Genomic DNA, 736 nt, shown 5'->3' with positions numbered 1-736 from the left:
GAAGGCTCCCGCCGATCCGAACCACCGCACGCGACCGGAGCTGGCCATGGAACTGATCCGCATGTTGGCCGGGTGGTTCCCCGGGCGCAAGCTGGTGCTCGTGGGCGACAGCCTCCACGGTGGCAGAAGCGTGCTGCGCAAGCTGCCCGACAACGTCGACATGATCAGTCACGCCCATCCCAAGGGCGCGCTCTACGAGAAGGCCCAGCCCAAGACCGCCGGCCAGCTTGGTCGCCCGCGCAAGGTGGGCAAGCGCCTGCCCGGCATGGTGAGCGCACTCACGCAATTTGATGGCGCCGTTTGCGGTTTAGGAACGTGCATGAAACAAGATCGCCAATTCAGCGAACGGTCAGGGGAGTCGTATGCGAGTGTGTGCATGGGGAACGAGCGTCCAGTGCGTCCGCTTGTCGGGGTTTGCCTTTGTCGGGATCGAAATCGCTATCGAAATCGCTGTCGGGATCGAAACCGTCATCTTCTCCTTCGATAGCGATCCCGATTTCGATTTCGATGGTTCCAACATGCACGGCGCCATTGCCTCGCCCGCAGAACGACCACGCCTCGTGCGGACGGTGCAGTTCGCCTCAATGGCCAAGTTGTTTCGTGCACGTTCCTTAGACGACGATCGAGGCCCTCCCGGCTCACACGTCTTCGTATTTCGGCGCGTCGCCCGACAGCACCCGCTCCCAGGCGGTCCGGAAGAGCTCGTGTACCGGGACGGCCGGCAGATAGCGCTCGT

General features: G+C 62.9%; 1 protein-coding gene. It reads left to right on the top strand.

Annotated elements, in window-relative coordinates; all coding sequences use genetic code 11:
* Nucleotides 1-487: transposase (locus GY725_07240; protein MCP4003973.1), on the top strand; the 487-nt coding region annotated here is incomplete at its 5' end.
* Nucleotides 488-736 lie beyond the last annotated feature (249 nt).

The organism is bacterium (assembly GCA_024226335.1).
GTDB lineage: Bacteria > Myxococcota_A > UBA9160 > SZUA-336 > SZUA-336 > JAAELY01.
Note: the sequence above shows the minus strand (reverse complement) of the source record. Positions and strands in the feature narration are given on the sequence as shown.